The 17,102-nt window shown below is 60.6% G+C and carries 15 protein-coding genes; 11 read left to right on the top strand and 4 right to left on the bottom strand.

The window, feature by feature from the left end:
- The first annotated feature begins 43 nt into the window (after positions 1-43).
- Complete coding sequence (locus AAEZ03_RS11370) at positions 44-964, top strand: GGDEF domain-containing protein (RefSeq protein ID WP_350578575.1); 921 nt, start codon at positions 44-46, stop codon at positions 962-964.
- A complete protein-coding gene (locus AAEZ03_RS11365) occupies positions 961-1,995 on the top strand; it encodes an AraC family transcriptional regulator (protein WP_350578572.1) in 1,035 nt (344 codons plus the stop codon). Before AAEZ03_RS11370 ends, AAEZ03_RS11365 begins: the two co-directional genes overlap by 4 nt.
- Positions 1,996-2,105: 110 nt before the next feature.
- On the opposite strand, the gene AAEZ03_RS11360 is transcribed toward AAEZ03_RS11365, so the two are convergent.
- Positions 2,106-3,137, bottom strand: coding sequence for an Ldh family oxidoreductase (locus AAEZ03_RS11360; protein ID WP_278940757.1), 1,032 nt, complete (start codon positions 3,135-3,137; stop codon positions 2,106-2,108).
- Between the two features lie 143 nt (positions 3,138-3,280).
- On the opposite strand from AAEZ03_RS11360, the gene AAEZ03_RS11355 reads away from it, so the two are divergent.
- The 6 genes from AAEZ03_RS11355 to AAEZ03_RS11330 all read left to right on the top strand — a co-directional run bounded on the left by AAEZ03_RS11355 (position 3,281) and on the right by AAEZ03_RS11330 (position 8,544).
- Positions 3,281-4,156 (top strand): MurR/RpiR family transcriptional regulator, encoded by an 876-nt coding sequence (locus tag AAEZ03_RS11355; protein WP_123748722.1) that lies wholly within the window; start codon positions 3,281-3,283, stop codon positions 4,154-4,156.
- A gap of 13 nt (positions 4,157-4,169) precedes the next feature.
- A complete protein-coding gene (locus AAEZ03_RS11350; protein ID WP_278940756.1) occupies positions 4,170-4,919 on the top strand; it encodes a transporter substrate-binding domain-containing protein in 750 nt (249 codons plus the stop codon).
- Positions 4,920-5,022: 103 nt separating this feature from the next.
- Positions 5,023-5,742, top strand: a complete 720-nt coding sequence (locus AAEZ03_RS11345; RefSeq protein WP_350578568.1) for an ABC transporter permease — start codon at positions 5,023-5,025, stop codon at positions 5,740-5,742.
- Complete coding sequence (locus AAEZ03_RS11340) at positions 5,739-6,449, top strand: ABC transporter permease (RefSeq protein WP_048388642.1); 711 nt, start codon at positions 5,739-5,741, stop codon at positions 6,447-6,449. The genes AAEZ03_RS11345 and AAEZ03_RS11340 overlap by 4 nt, the downstream gene beginning before the upstream one ends.
- A 48-nt stretch (positions 6,450-6,497) precedes the next feature.
- Entirely contained in the window at positions 6,498-7,739 is a 1,242-nt protein-coding gene (locus AAEZ03_RS11335; RefSeq protein WP_350578565.1) for an NAD(P)/FAD-dependent oxidoreductase, read from the top strand.
- Between the two features lie 79 nt (positions 7,740-7,818).
- Positions 7,819-8,544 carry an amino acid ABC transporter ATP-binding protein gene (locus tag AAEZ03_RS11330; RefSeq protein WP_502947921.1) on the top strand — a complete coding sequence of 242 codons (726 nt, stop codon included), beginning with the start codon at positions 7,819-7,821 and terminating at the stop codon, positions 8,542-8,544.
- Between the two features lie 46 nt (positions 8,545-8,590).
- On the opposite strand, the gene AAEZ03_RS11325 is transcribed toward AAEZ03_RS11330, so the two are convergent.
- Entirely contained in the window at positions 8,591-10,111 is a 1,521-nt protein-coding gene (locus tag AAEZ03_RS11325) for an MFS transporter (RefSeq protein ID WP_350578559.1), read from the bottom strand.
- A 125-nt stretch (positions 10,112-10,236) separates the two neighbouring features.
- Between AAEZ03_RS11325 and AAEZ03_RS11320 the strand changes: the two genes are divergently transcribed.
- Positions 10,237-11,145, top strand: a complete 909-nt coding sequence (locus tag AAEZ03_RS11320) for a LysR family transcriptional regulator (protein WP_350578556.1) — start codon at positions 10,237-10,239, stop codon at positions 11,143-11,145.
- A 64-nt stretch (positions 11,146-11,209) separates the two neighbouring features.
- On the opposite strand, the gene AAEZ03_RS11315 is transcribed toward AAEZ03_RS11320, so the two are convergent.
- Complete coding sequence (locus AAEZ03_RS11315) at positions 11,210-13,246, bottom strand: oxidoreductase (protein ID WP_350578553.1); 2,037 nt, start codon at positions 13,244-13,246, stop codon at positions 11,210-11,212.
- A 211-nt stretch (positions 13,247-13,457) separates the two neighbouring features.
- Between AAEZ03_RS11315 and AAEZ03_RS11310 the strand changes: the two genes are divergently transcribed.
- A complete protein-coding gene (locus AAEZ03_RS11310) occupies positions 13,458-14,588 on the top strand; it encodes a carbon-nitrogen hydrolase family protein (RefSeq protein ID WP_153375140.1) in 1,131 nt (376 codons plus the stop codon).
- 4 nt (positions 14,589-14,592) lie between these two features.
- On the top strand, positions 14,593-15,633 hold the full coding sequence (locus AAEZ03_RS11305) for an AraC family transcriptional regulator (RefSeq protein WP_123748714.1): 1,041 nt from the start codon (positions 14,593-14,595) through the stop codon (positions 15,631-15,633).
- A gap of 241 nt (positions 15,634-15,874) precedes the next feature.
- On the opposite strand, the gene AAEZ03_RS11300 is transcribed toward AAEZ03_RS11305, so the two are convergent.
- Entirely contained in the window at positions 15,875-16,849 is a 975-nt protein-coding gene (locus AAEZ03_RS11300; RefSeq protein WP_350578550.1) for a DUF2242 domain-containing protein, read from the bottom strand.
- Positions 16,850-17,102 lie beyond the last annotated feature (253 nt).

Raw genomic sequence — 17,102 nt, 5'->3', positions numbered from 1 at the left:
AGCTCTGTTCTGCTGGCCTGCATTACGTTTGGGTAGACCCGTCATGACTTGGCTCAACATCCTTAAGCACCATCGCTGGAAACTCGGGCTGCTGGTTCTGGCCGCCAATATCGGCGTGCTGCTGAACCTGGCGTTCGGCACGCCCAAGGCCTTTCACGAATGGCAGTGGCTGGACATCATCGGCGAAGGTGGCACCGCGTTGTTTGTGCTGCTGTGGCTGGTGCTGGTGCTTAAAAGCCGCCCCACTGGGCGGGTCACCAATTACCTGTCGATCGGCCTTTGCTGCATCTTCTTTTCCTGGTGGATGGACGTTCTCGACGAATTTATCCGCCTGCCCAAACACCTTGGCTGGAACCACTGGCTGGAATCCGGGCCGATGCCAGTCGGGATGGTTCTGCTAACCATCGGCCTGTACCACTGGCACCGTGAACAGCAAGCCATCAACCAGCAGATGGAAAAGCGCGAACGCATTTTTCGCGAGCATCGCCTGTTCGACAAACTCACCCCACTGGGCGGTGCCGATTACTTCAAGCGTCAGGTCAGCGACTGCATGGCGCAGAGCCTTGAGCAGCAACAACCGCTGTCGTTGCTGGCACTGGATATCGACGATTTCGCCTCGCTCAATCAGCACTATGGCCACGCGGAGGGCGACGCGGTGCTGCAAGCTTTGAGCCAGCTGTTGCTGCTCAATCTACGGCGCCACGACCTGCTCTGCCGCCTGGCCGGCGATCGCTTTGTGGTGCTGCTACCAAACACCGGCGAAAGCCAGGCGCGGTTACTGGCTCTGGAGCTGCAACAGGCCGTGCAGAGCCTGGCGCACAAAACCCGCCAGCATGGCGAGCGGGTCTATTTGTCGGCCAGCACGGCGGTGGTCATGGCCTTCAACGAGGCCCCCGATGAATTGCTCAAACGCTTGAACCTCGCCCTGGCGCGAGCCAAACCGGTACGGAGCAAACGGGCATGAGCCTCGACAGCCGCTGGTATGAAGCCGACACACGCTTCATACCCGGACACTACCAACCCGCAACCCTGATTGACCTGGCGTTGTCCCGCGACATCGACAGCCATCGGCTGCTGCGCGGCACCGGCTTGTTCTATGACGACATCGTCGGCGGCAATACGCGCCTGAGCCCACAACAGTTCTTCGGCCTGATCGCTAATGCCCAGCGCTTGTTAGGGGCCGATGACAGCAGTTTTCTGTTCGGTCAACGCTTGTTGCCGGGGCACTACGGCCCGGCCAGCCATGCCCTGCAACAGGCGCAAAACCTGCATCAGGCGCTGGAAACCGTCATCCACCACCGGGCGCTGCTCAGCCCTTTGCTGACGCCACGGCTGTTGCTGGATGAGCGCTATGCGTATGTGTATTGGCTTGACAGTTGCGGCGCCCAAGATCAATTGCGCTTTGTCCAGGAAGCCAGCATGACCGCTTTCAAATCCATGAGCCAATGGCTCAGCGGCGAGCGCTTGCCGTGGGAATGCAGCTTCAGCTACCCCGAGCCGCGCTACGTGGAGCAGTACTGGGTGCACTTGGGCGAAAACACCCAGTTCGGGGGCCAGCTCGACCTGATGCGCCTGCCCCGCGAATACCTGACCCAACCGTGGCCAAACACCTCGGCGATTGCCCGGCAAGTCGCACACCAGCAAGCACAAAGCCAATTGCACGAGCTTGGCTTCAGCGCAAGCTTGCTTGACCGGTTGTACGTGCACCTGCGCGATCAGGCGCAACGCGCCCCGGGGCTGGAAGAAGTGGCCCAGCATTTTGCGATGAGCCAGGCCACCCTCAAGCGCAAACTGAACAAACACGGCACGCACTTTCAGGCCCAGCAAGATCAGGCACGCAAACACGTGGCGCTGTACCTGTATCAGATCAAGGGGTTCAGCAACGAGGCGGTGGCCGAGTACCTGAACTTCAACGACCCGGCCAACTTCCGCCGGGCGTTGAAACGCTGGACCGGCTGCACACCGAATTTGATCCGAAAATTCATGACCTTGTAAAAACCCTGTGGGAGCGGGCTTGCTCGCGATTGGGGCGACTCGGTTAGTCTGATAAACCCGGTCGATCCCATCGCGAGCAAGCCCGCTCCCACGGTTTTAATGCATCGGGGTTATTCAGCCAATGCGCGCAGTTTGGCCAACTCTTCTACGCCCAATGGGATACCCGCCTCCAGGGATTTGGCGCGTTCGATAAAGCGTCGGTCACCCGGCATGCGCTCAAGGCCCACGGCGTGCATCTGCTGTACCAGTTCGGCACTGCGCTGGGCGAAGCTGTTACCACCGGATTTGCTCGGGTCAATGACGATCAGCAACTGGCCGGTCCACGGGGTTTGCGCACCCGGATGTTTTTTCCAGTCGAATTCAAACGAGAAGTTGCCACCCGTCAACGCCGCCGCCAGCAACTCGACCATCATCGACAGCGCCGAGCCTTTGTGCCCACCAAACGGCAGCAAGGCTCCGCCGTCGAGGATGGCTTTCGGGTCTTCAGTTGGCTCGCCCTGCTTGTCAACGCCCATGCCCGCTGGCAACAGGTGACCTTTGCGTGCAGCGATCTGTACGTCGCCGTGGGCAATGGCGCTGGTGGCCAGGTCGAAAACGATAGGGCTGGCGCCTTCACGGGGCGCAGCGAAGGCGATCGGGTTGGTGCCAAACAACGGTTTTTGCGCACCGTGCGGCACTACGCAGGTCATGCTGTTGACCACGCTCAAGGCCACCAGGCCTTCTTCGGCAAACGGCTCAACATCGGGCCACAGCGCCGCGAAGTGGTGCGAGTTGCGAATCGCCAGCACGGCGATCCCGGCGCTGCGGGCCTTTTCGACCAGCAGCTCGCGGGCCGCCGCCAGGGCCGGTTGCGCAAAGCCATTGGCGGCGTCCACGCGGATAAAACCGGAGGCTACGTCTTCAACCTTGGGGACGGCCTGGCCATCGACCCAGTTGCTCGCCAGCGACGCCAGATACCCCGGAATGCGAAACACCCCGTGGCTGTAAGAACCGTCGCGCTGAGCCCGGGCACAGTTGTCGGCCAGTACCTGCGCTACGGCGCGGGAGGTGCCATGACGCTCAAAAATCTGTTGCAGCAAAGCGGTCAGTTCGCTCAGGGAAAGCGACTCGGTGGCCGATGTGGCGGTGACGGACTGGGACATTAGGGGGCTCCGATCTCGTTGTTATTGTCGAGTTGTGACGGTAAAGCCACTATCCTGCGATGACAGTTCTCTGTCAATTCTTGACTTAATGACAGAAAACATTCACTTTCTGCAACGCGCTGAAACAAGAACAGGAAGCAGCCGTGAGTCAGTCCATTAAACAACGCCTTGAAAGCAGTCTGTCTACCGCCGCGCCTTCGGGCCGGGCGATTGCCAGTTATATGCTGGCGAACCTCTACGAACTGCCGTTTCAGACCGCCGCCGACATTGCCGCCAAGCTGGGTGTCAGCGAGTCCAGCGTTGGGCGTTTCTGCCGTGCGCTGGGTTACAGCCATTTCAAAGAACTGAAAAACGATCTCAAGGACGACCTCGGCGATGGCCCGTGGCTGGTCGGAGATCGCCTGCAAGAATTCCGCCAGCAATCGAGCCAAAGCCCGCAGGCATTGCCGCGCAGCTTTGAGCTGGAAGTCGCAGCCCTGGTCAAGGTTTACGAATACAGCCTGACCCCCGCCTGGCAGACCGTCAGCCAGCGCCTGGCGACCCGGCGCAAAGTGTTTGTCGCGGGGTTCCAGACCGAGCGCGGCATCGCCGCCTCCATGGTGCACTTGCTGCAATACCTGCGTGATGACGTGCAGTTGGTCGATGGCGCTGCAGGGCATTACGCCGACGTGCTGCTGTGCCCTGCCGACGATTGCGCGCTGGTGGTGTTTGAAGCTCGCCGTTATTCGCGCCACGCCCAGCAACTGTGCCGCAAAGCGCGCGAAGCGGGCATCCCGGTCACGCTGGTAACCGATACCTTCTGCGACTGGGCCGACGCCTGCGCCGATGAAGTGTTTCGCGTACCGACCGAATTCAATCTGTTCTGGGAATCCACCGCAGCCATGCTGTCGCTGGTGCACCTGCTCATCAATGAAGTGTGCAAACAACTGGGGCCTGACGTTGAGAAGCGTCTTGAGGCAACCGCGGCCTTACACAATGAGTTCGTGGGTTACACATCCTCACCCGGATCAAAACAATAAAACGAGGTGCTAGATGAACAACGTCCTTCGCTTTGCCAGTGCTTGTGCAATGGTCTTCGCGGTCGCGGCCAACGCCCAGGCCGATAAACTGATCATCGCCACAGAAGGCGCTTACCCACCGTTCAACTACGTTGATTCGGACAACAAACTGCACGGCTTTGACGTCGATATCACCGAAGAACTGTGCAAGCGCATGGACGCCCAGTGCACCATCGTCGCCCAGGACTGGGACGGCATCATTGCCGGTTTGATGGCCAAGAAGTACGACGCCATTGTCGCCTCGATGATCGTCAACGAAGAGCGCAAAAAGAAAATTGCGTTCACCAACCACTACTACCGCACCCCGCTGGCCATCGCCGTGGCCAAAGACTCGGACATCACCGATGCCCAGTCTGACTTCGCCGGCAAGACCGTGGGCGCACAAAGCGCCGCCACGCAAAGCCTGTACGCCGAGTCCCACTACAAAAAAGCCGACATCAAGCTATACCCGACCCTGGACGAAGCCAACAGCGAACTGGCCAACGAGCGGGTTGATGTGGTGATCGCCGACAAATTCCCGCTGCTGGAGTGGGTCAATAAAACCGGCAAGGACTGCTGCAAAATCATTGGCGACGTTGACGGCACCATGGACGACGCCGCCATTGCCGTGCGCAAAAACGATGACGCTCTGCGTGAACGCTTCAACAAGGCGCTGGATGAAATCGTCGCCGACGGCACCTATAAAAAGATCTCCAGCAAGTACTTCGACTTCGACATCTACTAAGTCTTTCGCCCTAGGCTGAGGGCCTCCCTGCCGATGACCCTGCCCTGCGCGCCCATGGTGCGCAGTGGCTGAACTTCGCCTTTTTTTGACCGGGGACTCGAGCATGCTCGAAAAACTTTCACTTCTTTCATTTGCCAGTGGCGGCTGGGGTTCAGCGCTGCTGGCCGGCTCGCTGGTGACCATTGCTCTGGCCTTGAGCTGCCTGCCGATCGGTTTGCCGCTGGGGCTGCTGGTGGCCGTCGCCGCACGCTCGAAAAACCGCTGGGTACGTGCCTGGGCCACGACCTTTTCCACGGTGTTTCGGGGTTTGCCGGAACTGCTGACGCTGCTGATCATTTACTACGGCTGCCAGATCGCCGCGCAAAAGATCCTTGAGGCTATGGGGTATGACGTGCAGTTCACGATCAATACCTTTGTTGCCGCCATGATTGCTTTCAGCCTGGTGTTTGCCGCGTTCTCCAGCGAGATCTGGCTGGGTGCGTTCAAGACCATCCCTAAAGGGCAATACGAAGCCGCCTCGGCGCTGGGCCTGTCGAAGTTCACTACCTTTCGCAAAGTAGTGCTGCCGCAACTGGCGCGCATCGCCCTGCCCGGCCTGTCGAACAACTGGCTGTCGCTGCTCAAGGACACCTCGCTGGTCTCAACCATCGCCCTGGTCGACCTGATGCGCCAAACCAACCTGGCGGTCAGCGTGACCAAAGACCCGATGCTGTTCTACACCGTTGCGTGCTTTATCTACCTGTTTTTCTCGGCGATTTCCGGGCGTCTGTTCGCCTTTATGGAACGCTACTTCAACCGCCACATACGGAGCGTGCAGTCATGAGCCTGGCGGATCTGCAAAACATGATTCTCGACCCCGAATTGCTCGAACGCTACGCGCCGCGCTTTATTGACGGGCTGCTGGTGACCGCCAAACTGGTGGCGATTTCATTCACCCTCGGTGCGTTGCTGGGCTTGCTGATTGCGCTGGGGCGTTTGTCCAGCAATCGCCTGCTGCGCAATTTCACCGGCGCCTACGTGTACTTCTTCCGTGGCTCGCCGCTGCTGGCGCAGTTGTTTTTGTTGTATTACGGCCTCGGCTCGTTCAAGAGCTTTTGGCAAGACATCGGCCTGTGGTGGTTCTTCCGCGATGCCTGGCTGTGCACCCTGCTGGCCTTTACCTTGAACACGGCGGCGTATCAGGCCGAGATTCTGCGCGGCAGCATCATGTCAGTCGCCCAAGGCCAGCGCGAAGCGTGCAAGGCACTGAACCTGTCGCGCTGGACGACGTTTCGCAAGGTCATCCTGCCGCAGTCGCTGCTGGTGGCCATCGGCCCGCTGGGCAACGAGCTGATTTTGATGATCAAGGCCAGCGCCATCGCCTCTCTGGTAACCATCTATGACCTGATGGGCGTGACCAAAATGGTCTTCGCTCGCACATTCGATTTCCAGGTGTACCTGTGGGCCGCCGTGCTGTACCTGCTGATCGTCGAGATCGTGCGCCGTACCCTCAAATTTATCGAAGGCCGCCTCAGCCGCCATCTGCAGTAAGCCCATTGTTCGGGCTGCACACACGGCCCCTGTTTTAAGGATTTGTTTATGCATTGCGACACTCTCGTTCTGGGAGCCGGCATTGTCGGCGTCAGTACCGCGTTGCAACTCCAGGCCCGCGGACGCAACGTTGTCTTGCTCGACCGCGACCAACCGGGCAGCGGCACCAGCCACGGCAATGCCGGGCTGATCGAGCGCGCCAGCGTGATCCCGTATTCGTTCCCGCGTGAGTTTTCCCGTTTGCTGCGTTACGGGCTCAATCAACAGCCCGATGTGCGCTACAGCCTCAAGCACCTGCCCAAAGCCGGGTCGTGGCTGATGCAGTATTGGCAGCAGTCCGGCAGCAAAGGCCTGGCCAAAGCCACTGAAGCAATGCTGCCGCTGATTGAAAAGTGCGTGAGTGAACACGATCTGCTGGCAGAACCTGCGGGCATGACCGGGCTGATTCAGGACAGCGGCTGGGTCGAGGTGTACCGCACCCCGGCAGATTTCGACAAAGCCCAGCGTGACGCGGCGGCCTTGGGCCGGTTCAAGCTCAACTACCGCGTACTCGACAAGCAACAAGTGCATGCCCTTGAACCGGGCCTGCACAGCGACGTGCTGGGCGGCATTCACTGGCTCGACCCCAAGACTGTCAGCGACCCCGGCGGCTTGACCCGCGGTTACGCCGAACTGTTTGTCCAGCGCGGCGGCCGCTTTGTGATCGGCGACGCCAACAGCTTGCGGGCGACCGCCGGACAATGGCAGGTCGACAGCCAAAAAGGCCTGATCGTGGCCAATGAAGTGGTGGTTGCACTGGGCCCGCAGGCCCGAGGGATTTTCGAGCCGCTGGGCTATCGCATCCCCTTGGCGATCAAGCGTGGCTACCACATGCACTACGCCGCCAAAGACGGCCACACCATGCAGCACCCAATCCTCGATTCAATCGGCGGTTACGTGTTGGCGCCCATGGTTGGTGGTATTCGCCTGACCACCGGCATCGAATTTGCCGACAGCGATGACCCGATCAATGAAATCCAGCTGCGCCGCTGTGAAGAACGCGCCCAACGCCTGTATCCGCTCGGCCCGCGTGTCGATGCCGAGCCGTGGCTGGGGCGCCGCCCGTGCCTGCCGGACATGTGCCCGGTGATCGGCCCGGCCAGTCGGCACAAAGGCTTGTGGTTCAACTTTGGACATGCCCACCACGGCCTCACCCTGGGCCCGGTCAGCGGGCGCCTGCTGGCAGAAATGATGACCGGCGAAACGCCTTTTACCGACCCGACTCCCTACAGCGCCGAGCGCTTTAACTGATCGTTGGAGACACACTATGCAAGCTCATTCTGCTTACGTTCATAACCCCGTGTCGCCATCGACTGACACCCGCAAGGTGGTGGTGGATATCTCGGGCCTGAACAAGTACTACAGCGCGTTCCATGTACTCAAAGGCATCGACCTGAAAGTGCACGAAGGCGAGCGTATCGTCCTGTGCGGCCCGTCCGGGTCAGGCAAATCGACCTTGATCCGCTGCATCAACCGCCTCGAAATCGCTGAAAAAGGCCAAATCCTGGTCAACAGCACCGACCTGTCACAGCCCAGCCGTGAAGCGGCCAAAGTGCGCAGCGAAATCGGCATGGTGTTCCAGCACTTCAACCTGTTCCCGCACATGAGCGTGCTCGACAACTGCATTCTGGCGCCGATGTCGGTACGCGGACTGCCGCGCAAAAAAGCCGTGGAACTGGCCCAGCACTTTCTGGAAAAAGTCGGCATTGCCAGCCAGGCCGACAAATACCCGAGCCAGCTCTCCGGTGGCCAGCAACAGCGCGTGGCGATTGCCCGGGCGCTGTGTATGGAGCCCAAGATCATGTTGTTTGATGAACCGACCTCGGCCCTGGACCCGGAAATGGTCAGCGAAGTGCTGGACGTGATGGTCAAACTGGCAGGTAGCGGCATGACCATGTTGTGCGTGACCCACGAAATGGGCTTTGCCCGGCAAGTGGCCGAGCGGGTGTTGTTTCTCGATAGCGGCATGATCATCGAAGACTCCCCGCCCGAAGACTTCTTCAACGCCCCAAAAAGCCCGAGGGCCAAAGCCTTCCTTGCGCAGATCGTGCATTGATCCTCTGTAGTCGCTGCCGCAGGCTGCGATGAAGTCCGCGAGGACTTCAAGGAAACGGAGTGCTTCGCACTCCTTCGCAGCCTGCGGCAGCGACTACGGGGCTTTCGCGCAAAAACCACAGGATCAGCAGGGCAACTGCCACGGTCAGGGCCGCCAGCCCGTAAAGCAGCACCTGGAACGCTTGCAGGTAGGTCGCGCCCAGCACGGCCTGTTCCAGCCCTTGGGCCACACCCGCGGCCTGGCTCAAGTCGCCCGTTGCCAGGTACTGCGCCGCTCCTGCGCTTTGGCTGGGCAAATGGCGTTGAATCAATACCGCCAGCAGCGCACTGACAATCGCCAGCGAGATCCCCTCGCCCGCAACACGGGTGGTGCCGAAGATACCTGTCGCCATGCCCGCACGTTCCTTAGGCACCACGCTCACCGACAACCCGTCCATCAAACCCCACGGCAACCCCGTACCGATGCCGATCACCAGCAGCGGGACAACCCACTCGAAGGTCGGCTGATTGATCCCCACCCGGCTCAGCAGCAACAACCCGGCCGCCGCGATCAACAAACCCGCTGCCGACAACACCCGCGCCGAGGCCCAGTGGGTCAACACGCCTGCCAGATAGGGCACGATCAGCATCGGCGCCGACAAGGCAATCATCAGCAACCCGGTGTCGGTTGCACTGCGCCCTTCGATGCCAATCAAACGGACGGGCAGCAACACCAGCAGCACCACAAAACAAAAACAGGTGGCCACTGGGAGCAATTGCACGCCGACAAAACGCGGGTAGCGGAACAGTGACAGGTCGAGCATGGGCCGCGCCACTCGGCGTTCAATCCGCACAAACGCCAATACGCACACCAGCGCCCCAAGCAACATGCCGATCACCGGCGTGCTGTTCCAGCCGGTGCTCGGCACCAGCAATATGCCCCAGGTAAACAGCACCAGTGCGGCGGTAAAACTCACGGTGCCTTTACCGTCCAGCTTGCTGGCGTGCGGGTCTTTGGACTCGTGCATCATCGGGATCGCCATCAGCAATGCCAGCCCGCCGATTAACGCGCCTGAGACAAACACCGCGCGCCAGCCGATATGCTCGATCAGCACCCCGGCCAGAATCGGCCCCAGCGCCAGGCCGACGCCAAAGCTGGTGCCCAGCAGGCTGAATGCCTTGGTCTGACTACGTCCTTCGAAGGTATTGGCCAAGGCCGCACTGCCGCCCGCCAAGGCAGCGGCGGCGCCTACACCTTGTAACGCGCGCAGCCCGTCCAGCCAGACAATGTTCGGCGCCAAGCCCAGGGCCAACGACGCCAGGACAAACACGCCAACGCCCGAGACAAACATGCGTTTGCGCCCATAGCGGTCCGCCAGGGTGCCGGCGGCCATCAACAGGCTGCCAAAACTCAACATAAAGGCGTTGGTGATCCAGGTCAGCGCCAGCGGCCCGGCGCCCAGATCGAGGCCAATGGCCGGGGTGGCCAGCGCACCACCGGAAAAACTCAGCGGCAGAATCAGCGCCGCCGTGCAGACGGCGAGCAAGGTCCAGCCAGCGGACACGCTGGATGTGCGATCAAGACTCATGGGTAACGCTCCGGCCAGACGGCCCAGCAAAAGAAGGTTCAACGAGGATAAAAGCGATCCAATCGGAGAAAAACAGGCTATAAATCCGCTCTAACCCAACCAAAACTCCTTAATAAAGGCAGCACATGGAAAGCTTGAGTGGTCTGAATGCGTTCGTGATTGCCGCCAGACTGGGCAGTTACGTGGCCGCAGCTGAGCGGCTGGGGATTTCGGCTTCAGCCGTTGGCAAGAGCGTGGCGCGCCTGGAAGACGGGCTCGGCGTGCGCCTGTTCAATCGCAGCACCCGGCGCTTGAGCCTGACCGAAGGCGGCACGCTGTTCTTTGAGCGTTGCAGCAAGATCCTCGATGAACTGGAAGAAGCCGAGGCCGAACTGCACTCATCGCGGGATGCGCCACGCGGTCGCTTGCGCGTGAGCCTGCCCGCGATTGGCTACCGCATGTTGCTGCCAATACTCGGCGAATTCACCCGGCGCTACCCCGAGATCGAGCTGGACATGGACTTCAGCGACCGCATGGTCGATGTGATTGGCGAAGGCATGGACGCGGTGATCCGCAGCGGCGACTTTGCCGACTCGCGGCTCAAGAGCAAGCCGCTGGGCACCTTCCACTTTGTGCTGGTCGGCGCACCGGACTATTTTGCCCGCCAGGGCGTACCGCAGACGCCCCACGACTTGAAGCAGCACGTGTGCCTGCGCTACCGGTTCCCCAGCAATGGCCAGTTGCAGGAATGGGCCTTCACCGGCGACGAGGACGACAGCCTGTGGAAGCGCTCAACCCCGCTGGTGTTCAACAATCTGGAAGCATTGATCAGCGCCGCTACGGGCGGTTTTGGCCTGGCTTACGTGCCCGACTTTGCCGTACGTCAGGCGTTGCAGAGCCAGCAGTTGGTCGCCGTGCTGGCCGATCACATCAGCGCACACGGGCGATTTTCGGTGCTGTGGCCCAGCAGCCGCCATTTGCTGCCGAAGTTGCGCGTTTTCGTCGATTTTCTGGCCGAACACATGACCCTGGACGCACGCCCCAAGCACCCGTAGGAGCGAGCTTGCCTCGCGATCTTTTGATCATGAACATCAAAATGATCGCGAGGCTAAGAGGGGTTTACAGCTGTGCCGCCAGCCGCGAGCCCTGGTTGATCGCGCGTTTGGCATCCAGCTCGGCGGCCACGTCGGCGCCACCGATCAAGTGCACGCTCTGCCCGGCAGCCAGCAGGCCATCCTGCAGTTCGCGCAAAGGGTCTTGCCCGGCGCAAATCACAATGTTGTCGACGGGCAGCACCTGCGACTCGCCTTCACCAATACGGATGTGCAGACCATCGTTGTCGATGCTCAGGTACTCCACGCTGTTGAGCATTTGCACGTGTTTGTTCTTCAACCCGGCACGGTGGATCCAGCCCGTGGTTTTGCCCAGGCCGTCGCCCACTTTGCTGGCTTTGCGCTGCAACAGGTACACCTGACGCGCCGGGGCATGTACCCCGGGTTTGATCCCGGCCACACCGCCGCGTGCCTCAAGACGGCTATCAATGCCCCACTCGCGCCAGAACGCTTCACGGTTCTGGCTGGTGGCCTCGCCCTCTTGCACCAGGAACTCGGACACGTCAAAGCCAATACCGCCCGCACCGATCACTGCGACGCTGGCACCCACCGGCTTGCGCTGCAGAATCACGTCCAGGTAGCTGAGCACTTTAGGGTGGTCGATCCCGGGAATCGCCGGGGTACGCGGGGCAATGCCGGTGGCCAGGATGACTTCGTCAAATTCGCCCGCCACCAGTTGCTGCACATCCACGCGGGTATTGAGCCGCAGCTCAACGCCGGTGGTGCGCAGTTTGTGCGAGAAGTAACGCAGGGTTTCGTAGAACTCCTCTTTGCCCGGCACACGTTTGGCCACATTGAACTGGCCACCGATTTCACTGGCCGAGTCAAACAGCGTGACCTGATGGCCGCGTTCAGCGGCTACGGTGGCCGCCGAGAGCCCCGCAGGCCCGGCACCGACCACGGCGATTTTCTTCACGGCAATGGCCGGCAGGTAGTTGAGTTCGGTTTCGTGGCAGGCCCGCGGGTTGACCAGGCAACTGGTCAGCTTGCCGCCGAAGGTGTGGTCCAGACACGCCTGATTACAGCCAATGCAGGTGTTGATTTCGTCGCTGCGACCGGCGGCGGCTTTGTTGACGAACTCCGGGTCGGCCAGAAACGGGCGCGCCATGGAGACCATGTCGGCATCCCCTTCGGCGAGGATCTGCTCGGCGATTTCGGGCGTGTTGATGCGGTTGGTGGTGATCAGCGGCACGCTGACCGAACCCCGCAGCTTGGCGGTGACTTTGCTGAACGCGCCGCGCGGCACTTTGGTGGCGATGGTCGGAATGCGCGCTTCGTGCCAGCCGATCCCGGTGTTGATCAGGGTCACGCCAGCCTGCTCCACGGCCTTGGCCAGTTGCACGATTTCTTCCCAATCGCTGCCACCGGCCACCAGATCGAGCATCGACAGGCGATAAATGATGATGAAGTTCGGCCCTACCGCTTCACGGGTGCGGCGCACGATTTCAAGCGCCAGGCGCATGCGGTTTTCGTAGCTGCCGCCCCAGCGGTCGGTGCGATGGTTGGTCTGGGCGGCGAGGAACTGGTTAATCAAATAACCTTCGGAGCCCATGATCTCAACGCCGTCATACCCGGCACTTTGCGCCAGTTGGGCGCAGGTCACGAAATCGCTGATTTGCTTCTCGATGCCCGCTTCATCCAGCTCTTTGGGCGTAAACGGGTTGATCGGCGCCTGAATGGCGCTCGGCGCAACTTGTCGCGGGCTATAGGCGTAGCGCCCGGCGTGAAGGATCTGCAGGCAGATCTTGCCGCCTTCGGCGTGCACAGCCTGGGTCACGACCACATGTTTCTCAGCTTCTTCAGCCGTGCTCAGCTTGGCCGCCCCACTGTACACCCCGCCCTCATCGTTGGGCGCAATACCGCCGGTGACCATCAGGCCGACGCCCCCTTTGGCCCGCTCGGCAAAATAGGCGGCCATGCGCTCAAACCCGCCCGGCTGCTCTTCAAGGCCGGTGTGCATCGAGCCCATCAGGGTGCGGTTACGCAAGGTGGTAAAGCCCAGATCAAGCGGGGCGAGCAAATGGGGGTAGTGGGAGGCGGTCATCAGGGATGCTCCGTTACAGGCTAAATCACGGAAAGCGAGGTGCTCTTTGGCCCTCGTCGGTTGTGTCTGGCACAGTAAAGACACTCCCGGGCCCGCTCAATGACCCAAAATGACAAACTCCTAACCTTAATGCGCAGCCCCCCTTGGCAAGCCGGGCTGAGCGACCTACCCTAGTCGACGAATTCTGCACACGGTTACCGCTTTCGTTCTCATGCGTAAATTATTTACTTGTACCTTATTGACCGCCCTGGTCGCCGCTGGCGCAGGCTACGGATACTGGACCGGACAGCGCCCGGCCAGTCATTACTTGTCTGATCTGCGGGTAGAGTTGGCCATCAACGAGGGCGTTGATCAGGGCCGTGGCAATTTGCTGGGCATCGAGCCCGACCTGTCACCGCGCGACTTTCAAAGCCTGGACCTGGTGCGCTTGAAGCTCGCGGCGTACTTGAACAGCGCGCGCAATGACGGGCTGCTCAACGATAAAACCGTGGTGGTGCTGCCTGAGCACATCGGCAGTTGGCTGGTGTTTGAGGGTGAGAAGAACGAGCTGTACCAGGCCGCCAATTTGAATGAAGCCATGCACATGCTGGTGCTCAGCCACCCGTTGGCCTTTGCCAATGCCTGGCTGCGCGCAGATGGCGACAGCCGGACCAACGATGCGCATCTGCGCATGAAGGCCCGTTCGATGGCGCGCGATTACCAGAGCCTGTTTGGCGGCCTGGCCAAAGAATTTGGCGTGACACTGGTGGCTGGCAGCATCGCCCTGCCCGACCCGCGCATTGAGGACGGCAAGCTGGTGCCGGGCAATGGCCCGCTGTACAACAGCAGCGTGGTGTTTGGCCGTGATGGCGCGCCGCTGGGGACACCGCAGCGTCAGTTGCTGCCGACCTACGAAGAGCAGAGCTATATCCAGCCAAGCCCCGATCATCAGTTGAATGTGGTCGACACTCCCGCCGGGCGCCTGGGTATTTTGATCGGCAGTGACAGCTGGTACCCCGAGCACTACCGAACCCTGAACGAGCACGGCGCGCAAATGATCGCCGTGCCGGCGTTCATCATGGGTAAAAACACGTGGGAACAACCGTGGGGCGGCTACAAAAGTGTGTTGACCCCTAGCGAGATCAGCCTCAAGCCCGGTGAAGTGTCCGAAGGTGAAGCCTGGCATCGCCTGACGCTAATCAGCAGCGTGCCCAGCAGCACGGCCGAAGCGGGCGTTACGGTGTTTCTGCGCGGCAAATTCTGGGACAAGCGCAGCTCCGGGCACGGCTTTATCAGCCGCGAGGGTCAGACCAGCGCCAATAACACCGGCGATGGTGCCCGCTTGTTGAACGTGTGGCTGTAAGACCATGAAACCGCTGCCGATGCGTTTGGGTGACCTTTCTGTCGGTTTTGTCGATTCTTTGGCCGAGGCCATTCGCAGCCACGGGCATGACCCGCAGCCGCTGCTGGATCAATACGGGCTCGACCCGGCCCGATTGGCGCAGCCTTCGGCGCGCTTGTCGATCCCGCGTTACATGCGTCTGGGGCATGCCGCGATCGCACTCACCGGCGACCCGGCACTGGGCTTGCGCATGGGCCAATTGAGCCGCTTACCCCAAGCCGGGCTGGCCGGGGTCACTGCGGCCCAGGCCCCGACGGTGCGTGAAGCGGCCCGTACCCTCACCCGTTTTGAGCCGTTGTACGGCTCCAACTATCGCGGCCAGTCGAGCCTGCACGAAGATGCTCAGGGCGCCTGGCTGCGGTTTTACTCCATCAGCCCGTACAACGCCTATAACCGCTTTGTGGTGGACTCGATCATCGCGGGCTGGCTGCAACAGTTGTCGTCGGTGGCCAATCAAGCTTTGCGCTGCGAGCAGGTTGATATTGAGTTCAGCGAGCCGGAATACGCCGAGCACTACCGCTCATTGAGCGAGGCAACGGTGAACTTTCGTGCCGAGACCAATCAGATCCGCCTGAGCCACGCGACCCTGGATCTTCGCAACCCCGTGCACTGCCCGAGCACCTGGGCAAGCCTGTTGCAGGTGTGTGAGCGCGAACTGGAACACCTGACCCGCACCCGCAGCCTGCGCGAACGCATCACGCAATTGTTGGGGCCTTTGCTCAATGGTGGCCGGGAACCGGATCTGGAAGAAGTGGCAGCACGTTTGAAGCTACCGACCTGGACCTTACGTCGCAAGCTGGCAGAAGAAGGCACGCAATTTCGCGCGATTTTGAATGACACGCGGCGGGATCTGGCGATGACCTATATCCGTGACACGGAACTGGCCTTTGGCGAGATTGCCTATTTGTTGGGGTTTGCCTCAGCCGAGGCGTTTCAGAGGGCTTTCAAGCGCTGGAACGCGGAGACTCCAGGAGAGTTCCGTCGTCGCCAGCGTCAATTGGCCTGATTCAAAGCTCAGTCGCGTCGTCAGCAGACTCTGGGGAGTCCAACTCCGAGGCCTGGTACTCGAGCAGTTCTTCTTGATAGTCGTCCATGGTTGCATCCTCTTTAAAGCCTGTTGGTTCACGTCATGCCTGAGTGGCGCTGGTTGAGCTTAAGGCGCGCGCATGAAGGTTAAATGACACCTTCGCGGGCCTGTCCAGCACTGACTTTAAACGTAGCAGACCTCAGAAATTTTGTGCAACCCTTTATTCTGCCGACGCAGGCTCTAGCACGGCGGGTACAGCAGGCTTTGCCGACTCGGCTGGCGGCGTAACCGGGGACGTTGACGCCGGGGCAGCCGGTTCAGCGGTTTTCTCTGAAGGTGTTTCAACAGATTTCTCTGCGGCTGGCGGAGTTGCCGCTGCCGGGGCCGCAGGCGTTATTGGAGCCACAGGCGCCGGAGTGACTGGCGTTTCAATCGGCACGATCGGCTGCAAGTCTGCTGGCGGCGCCACGGGCTTGGAGCTTGTGGCTTCTACCGCAGGCTCGGCAACGGGCGTTGGCGCAGGCTCAGGGGCCGCAGGCGTGGCAGAAGCTGTCGGAGCCACTGCCGGTGCCACAGGTGCCACTGGCACGGCCTGCGGCTTTACAGCGGCTTCAGGCACACCCAGCTCAGCCTTGGGTTTGTCATCGGTTGGCGTCACTTTTTTCGCATCCTTGGGCAAGAACGCTTCAACCAACGAGAAATAGCGGTCATAGAAATCCGGGGACGACACGGTTTCACTGGCCACCTTGACCATTGAGTCGTCGGACGAGCCGATCGGCATCGACACAGACCCCAGCACACCCACCCCGAGGCTGGCCGAGTTATTCACCTTTTTCAGGGCATAGCGGTCGAGCAAGGCGTTGGCGAACATGGTCGCGTGGTGCGCCGAGCCACCGTCGTCAGCACACACCACGTTAAAGCTGATTTCCAGATGGCTTTCGCCACTTTGCTGGAAGCTCTTGTGGCCGCTGATCATTTTCGGATCGTTGCTGGTGATGATATAGCCCTGGCTCAGCAATGCACGGCGCGCGGCTTCGCAAGAGACCTTGTCACTCACCGGGTAATTGCGCGAGAACGTGCCTGAGTCATCGAAGCTTTCATGATCGTAAATCGTCGGCTTATTCGATGAACAACCTGCGAGGCCGGCCAGACACAAGGCAACTACCGCGGTACGCAAGGAGAAGGACATGGGCATTAACGATCCTGAGGAAAACGGTACGGGGCGTATTGTGCATCAGATCGCGTTTTTCGCGCGCGGTTTGATTGCGGGTAGTCGCTGACGAGGTACAGGTGCGAAGGAATCGCAGGCATAAAAAAAGCGACCCTAAGGTCGCTTTCTTTGTAGCTTCAGAGAGTTCAAGGGCTCTGAGGCGAATATGGCGCAGCGGACGGGACTCGAACCCGCGACCCCCGGCGTGACAGGCCGGTATTCTAACCGACTGAACTAC

Source organism: Pseudomonas sp. HY2-MNA-CIBAN-0224 (assembly GCF_040310285.1).
Taxonomy (GTDB): domain Bacteria; phylum Pseudomonadota; class Gammaproteobacteria; order Pseudomonadales; family Pseudomonadaceae; genus Aquipseudomonas; species Aquipseudomonas helleri.
The sequence above is the reverse complement of the archived record's forward strand: the minus strand, read 5'-3'. Positions and strand labels throughout refer to the sequence as shown.

Excerpts from the sequence above, each read along its gene's own strand:
- AAEZ03_RS11370 (WP_350578575.1), top strand. The coding sequence starts at position 44 with ATGACTTGGCTCAACATCCTTAAGCACCATCGCTGGAAACTCGGGCTG.
- AAEZ03_RS11365 (WP_350578572.1), top strand. The coding sequence starts at position 961 with ATGAGCCTCGACAGCCGCTGGTATGAAGCCGACACACGCTTCATACCC.
- AAEZ03_RS11360 (WP_278940757.1), bottom strand. The coding sequence starts at position 3,137 with ATGTCCCAGTCCGTCACCGCCACATCGGCCACCGAGTCGCTTTCCCTG.
- AAEZ03_RS11350 (WP_278940756.1), top strand. The coding sequence starts at position 4,170 with ATGAACAACGTCCTTCGCTTTGCCAGTGCTTGTGCAATGGTCTTCGCG.
- AAEZ03_RS11345 (WP_350578568.1), top strand. The coding sequence starts at position 5,023 with ATGCTCGAAAAACTTTCACTTCTTTCATTTGCCAGTGGCGGCTGGGGT.
- AAEZ03_RS11340 (WP_048388642.1), top strand. The coding sequence starts at position 5,739 with ATGAGCCTGGCGGATCTGCAAAACATGATTCTCGACCCCGAATTGCTC.
- AAEZ03_RS11335 (WP_350578565.1), top strand. The coding sequence starts at position 6,498 with ATGCATTGCGACACTCTCGTTCTGGGAGCCGGCATTGTCGGCGTCAGT.
- AAEZ03_RS11325 (WP_350578559.1), bottom strand. The coding sequence starts at position 10,111 with ATGAGTCTTGATCGCACATCCAGCGTGTCCGCTGGCTGGACCTTGCTC.
- AAEZ03_RS11320 (WP_350578556.1), top strand. The coding sequence starts at position 10,237 with ATGGAAAGCTTGAGTGGTCTGAATGCGTTCGTGATTGCCGCCAGACTG.
- AAEZ03_RS11315 (WP_350578553.1), bottom strand. The coding sequence starts at position 13,246 with ATGACCGCCTCCCACTACCCCCATTTGCTCGCCCCGCTTGATCTGGGC.
- AAEZ03_RS11310 (WP_153375140.1), top strand. The coding sequence starts at position 13,458 with ATGCGTAAATTATTTACTTGTACCTTATTGACCGCCCTGGTCGCCGCT.
- AAEZ03_RS11305 (WP_123748714.1), top strand. The coding sequence starts at position 14,593 with ATGAAACCGCTGCCGATGCGTTTGGGTGACCTTTCTGTCGGTTTTGTC.
- AAEZ03_RS11300 (WP_350578550.1), bottom strand. The coding sequence starts at position 16,849 with ATGCCCATGTCCTTCTCCTTGCGTACCGCGGTAGTTGCCTTGTGTCTG.